The organism is Vibrio sp. D173a (assembly GCF_030248475.1).
Map to the genome: position 1 here is coordinate 1 of NZ_JAHGAH010000415.1, position 4,927 is coordinate 4,927.

Genomic DNA, 4,927 nt, shown 5'->3' on the forward strand with positions numbered 1-4,927 from the left:
TGTGATCAAGAGACAGCCCGACTGGGAGGCTTTTTTGTATCTGTAGATTGGTGAAGTTTGCACAACATAAAGCTCATCCAAAGGGGAGCTCAAATGACAGGCGAAAAAAAGCCCAGACTAAAAAATGTCTGGGCGGATACAAACATAGGAGTTAATAAGAAAAAGCAGCAATGTAGCAACTAGATAGAAACAAGTTTGACGGCCTGAAAAACTTTGAATGCCCTAGCTGTTACAGTAATTCAGACCGGGCGGATTCCAAACAGTTCCATTTTTTTTAGAAGTTTTTTTCACAAAATAATATTCGCTTTAAATTCATTCTCTTAAAGCGCTACTTTTCTTTCTGGTCAGACCAATGCGTGAAAGTGTGATGTTAATCATTTGTTGATCTCAGGTTTCGGGAGTATATTTTCAAACAGTTGTTTAATACGAGTGATTGAAATGGCCCCGAGAAGTACAACAAAAGAAAAAATACTCGATGTAGCAGAAGGACTATTTGCAGAATACGGCTTCAATGACACATCACTACGAACCATTACTGGTAAGGCAAACGTAAACCTGGCTTCGGTCAACTACCACTTTGGCGACAAGAAAACGCTTGTAAGGGCAGTGCTAGACCGTTACCTAGAAGCGCTAATGCCAAGCATTAAGACGTCGTTAATCGAGCTAAACACACATGATAGCTACAACATGGATGAAGTGTTTGAATCGTTGCGTCTACCGCTAAGATCGCTAAATGAGGTAAGACCGAACGGTACGGCACTGTTTATGTTACTGATTGGTAGAGGTTACACCGACGTACAAGGCCATTTACGCTGGTTTATCAGTACAAGATATGAAGAAGTGATGAACTTGTTCATGTTCTCCATCATGAAAGCGAACCCAGAATTAACTGAAGAACAATTGTTCTGGCGATTACACTTCACATTAGGCACTTGCGTTTTCACTATGGCATCAAGCCAAGCGTTAACAGAAATTGCAGAAAGTAAGTTTGAAAAAGAGGTTGATGTTAAGTCTGTCGTCGACCTTTTGATTCCATATTTGTCGGCTGGTATGTCGGCAAAGTAAAGCATATTAAATCAATAATAAAGATAAGTTAAAGCCGCTAGCGGTGACGTGAACAAAAGGATCTGAACTATGAGCTCTCTACGAAGAAAATGGATTAGTGACCCAGCATTTAAAATGTTTAAGAAAGTACTGCCTCCATTGTCGAGTACTGAAAAAGAAGCAATGGAAGCGGGCAGTGTGTGGTGGGACGCTGAGCTATTCTCAGGCAAGCCAAACTTTACAACGCTACATCATTATCCGAAGCCTGCTCTGACGTCTGAAGAGCAAGCCTTCATGGACAATGAGCTAGAAACGTTACTAGAAATGTTGGATGACCAAAAGATCGTGAAAGACGATCGAGATCTTCCACCAGAAGTATGGGAGTTTTTACGCAAGGAGCGTTTCTTCTCGCTGATCATTTCAAAAGAATACGGTGGCCGAGAGTTTTCAGCGCTGGCTAACTCAACCATCGTTTCTCGCATTGCAACGCGCAGTATCAGTGCTGCGGTTTCAGTGATGGTTCCAAACTCTCTTGGTCCGGGTGAGCTGCTTTCTCACTATGGTACTCAAGATCAAAAAGATTATTGGCTGCCGCGTCTTGCAGACGGTACGGATATTCCATGTTTTGCCCTTACTGGCCCTGAAGCGGGCTCGGACGCTGGTGGTATCCCAGACCAAGGTGTTGTGTGTTATGGTATGCATGAAGGCGAAGAAGTTCTAGGTATCCGTGTTAGCTGGAACAAGCGTTACATCACTTTAGCACCCGCAGCAACCGTACTTGGCTTAGCGTTCAAGCTTCAAGACCCTGATGGTCTACTTGGTGACAACAAAGACGTGGGTATCACTTGTGCTCTAATTCCTGCTGATCACGAAGGTGTCGAAATTGGTGAGCGTCACGACCCACTAGGTTCTGCATTCATGAACGGCCCAACACGCGGTAACGATGTGTTTATTCCAATGGATTGGTTGATCGGTGGCTCCGAATACGCAGGTAAAGGTTGGCGTATGTTGGTGGAATGTCTATCGGCTGGACGAGGCATTTCCCTTCCTGCACTAGGCACAGCTATTGGCCACCTAACAACACGCACAACTGGCGCTTATGCTTATGTTCGTAAGCAGTTTGGTATGTCGATTGGTAAGTTTGAAGGTGTTGCAGAGGCGATGGGGCGCATCGGTGGTTTAACTTACCTACTAGAAGCGACTCGAACGCTAACCACCACTTCTCTAGATATGAAGGAGAAGCCAGGCATTGTAACTGCGATTGCGAAATACCACATGACGGAAATCGCTCGTACTATCCTAAATGACTCTTTCGATATCCATGCTGGCCGTGCTATTCAAGACGGTCCAATGAACTACCTAGCAAAACACTATCTAGGTATTCCGGTCGCGATTACGGTTGAAGGTGCAAACATTCTGACTCGTAACCTAATGATCTTCGGTCAGGGTGCAACACGTTGTCACCCATACGTTCTGAAAGAGATGGAAGCGGCGGCCAATCCTGATCCGAAAGAGGGCGCGAAAGAGTTTGATGATCTGCTGTTCAAACATATAAAACACGCAATGGGTAACACCTTTGGCGCATTGGGTGCAGCGTTGACTGGTTCTCGCTTCGTGAAAGCACACATGAGCGGACCGACGCAGCAATACTATAAAGATATTACTCGCCTCAGCCGCGCGCTGGCAGTGAGTGCAGACTTTGCAATGTTGACTCTAGGTGGTGACCTGAAGCGCAAAGAAATGATTTCTGCACGCCTTGGTGATGGCTTAAGCTACTTGTACATGGCTTCTGCTGCACTCAAGAAGTATGAAGATGAAGGTCGTCAGCAGGGTGATTTGAACTTTGTTCATTATGCAGTACAGCACTGCTTATACAATGCTTCGAAGTCATTGAATGAGGCTTACTCGAACTTCCCTGTGAAATACGTAGGTGGCGTTCTAAAAGGCTTGTTGTTCCCATTGGGTAACCACTTCAATGCGCCAAGCGACGAGCTATGTGTGAGCCTAGCAGAAGCGATGATGACACCAGGCGCTCAACGTGATCGACTGACTCATCTGTGCTACATCGGCAAAGAGGAAGACGACAGCGTTGGCCTAATGGAACGTGCATTCTTAGCGATGTACGATGTGAAGCCTCTTGAGCGTAAACTGATGAAAGCTGCAAAAGATGGCAAAGTAGCGCGTAAAGGTCTATTGCATGACCGCCTACAGCAAGCGTTTGAAGCCGAGGTGCTGACAGAGCAAGAAATCGACCAAATCATGGCGGCAGATAAGTTGCGCTACAAAGCGATTCAAGTCGACCACTTTAGTCACGATTTCTCAGAAGTTCGCACCAACGTGACGACGAAGAAATCGCACCTGAACTCAGCAGCATGAAGCGTTTGAGTATAAAATGAGAGAAGCACCTCAATTGAGGTGCTTTTTTGTGTTTGAGCCTTTAGGTTTTTCTGTTGAGTGCTCCAACCACTTGCATTTTCGCAGCATTTTTACAGAAATTAGGTGCGAAGTAGGGCTGAACCTTTTATCCTAGCAACGTTTTTTAAAGGAAGTTGAATATGATCATCAAACCTAGAATTCGTGGATTTATCTGTACTACTACGCACCCAGTGGGTTGTGAAGCTAACGTAAAAGAACAAATTGCTTACACTAAAGCACAAGGCCCAATTAAAAACGCACCAAAACGCGTTCTTGTTGTGGGTGCATCAAGTGGCTACGGCCTATCTTCTCGTATCGCTGCGGCATTTGGTGGCGGCGCTTCAACTATCGGTGTTTTCTTCGAAAAAGAAGGCACAGAGAAGAAGCCAGGTACAGCAGGTTTTTACAACGCGGCTGCTTTCGAGAAGCTAGCTCGTGAAGAAGGTCTGTACGCGAAAAGCCTAAACGGCGACGCTTTCTCAAATGAAGCAAAACAGAAAACAATCGATCTGATTAAAGAAGACCTTGGTCAGGTAGATATGGTGGTTTACTCACTGGCTTCTCCAGTACGTAAAATGCCAGAGACGGGTGAACTAATCCGTTCAGCACTTAAGCCTATCGGTGAGACTTACACGTCAACGGCTGTTGATACCAACAAAGACGTCATCATCGAAGCAAGCGTAGAGCCTGCAACTGAGCAAGAAATCCAAGACACAGTAACCGTAATGGGCGGTGAAGACTGGGAACTATGGATTAACGCACTATCAGACGCTGGCGTGCTAGCAGATGGTTGCAAAACAGTTGCATACAGCTACATCGGTACTGAGCTAACTTGGCCTATCTACTGGGATGGCGCTCTAGGTAAAGCGAAAATGGACCTTGATCGTGCATCAGCAGCACTGAACGAGAAACTATCTGCAACTGGCGGTAGCGCAAACGTAGCGGTACTTAAGTCTGTTGTGACTCAAGCAAGTTCTGCAATTCCTGTTATGCCTCTATACATCGCAATGGTATTCAAGAAAATGCGTGAAGAAGGCGTACATGAAGGTTGTATGGAGCAGATCTTCCGTATGTTCAGCCAACGTCTTTACAAAGAAGACGGCAGCGCTGCAGAAGTAGATGAAGTGAACCGTCTACGTCTGGATGATTGGGAACTGCGCGAAGATATCCAACAACACTGTCGTGACCTATGGCCACAGATCACGTCTGAAAACTTAAAAGAGCTAACTGACTACGTTGAGTACAAAGAAGAGTTCTTGAAGCTATTCGGCTTCGGTGTTGACGGTGTGGATTACGAAGCAGACGTGAACCCAGCAGTAGAAACAGATTTCACTCAAATTTAATCGCTTCTAACGGAATTAAAAAAGGCGCTCAATGAGCGCCTTTTTTGTGTCTTAATGCCTTGTGTTGAATCATGAGCGCTACCTAAAACCAAACAGCAACACTCATTCGTAAGCGCTCCATAAAC

The 4,927-nt window shown here is 45.4% G+C and carries 3 protein-coding genes; all 3 read left to right on the plus strand.

Translation table 11 applies throughout. The features are described 5' to 3' along the window. The first annotated feature begins 438 nt into the window (after window positions 1–438). The 3 genes from KIV40_RS26340 to fabV all read left to right on the plus strand — a co-directional run bounded on the left by KIV40_RS26340 (window position 439) and on the right by fabV (window position 4,802). Entirely contained in the window at window positions 439–1,065 is a 627-nt protein-coding gene (locus tag KIV40_RS26340) for a TetR/AcrR family transcriptional regulator (protein WP_005529203.1), read from the plus strand. A 69-nt stretch (window positions 1,066–1,134) separates the two neighbouring features. Next, a complete protein-coding gene (locus KIV40_RS26345) occupies window positions 1,135–3,420 on the plus strand; it encodes an acyl-CoA dehydrogenase (RefSeq protein ID WP_285352132.1) in 2,286 nt (761 codons plus the stop codon). 179 nt (window positions 3,421–3,599) lie between these two features. Continuing rightward, window positions 3,600–4,802, plus strand: a complete 1,203-nt coding sequence (fabV, locus tag KIV40_RS26350; protein WP_005529200.1) for an enoyl-ACP reductase FabV — start codon at window positions 3,600–3,602, stop codon at window positions 4,800–4,802. Window positions 4,803–4,927 lie beyond the last annotated feature (125 nt).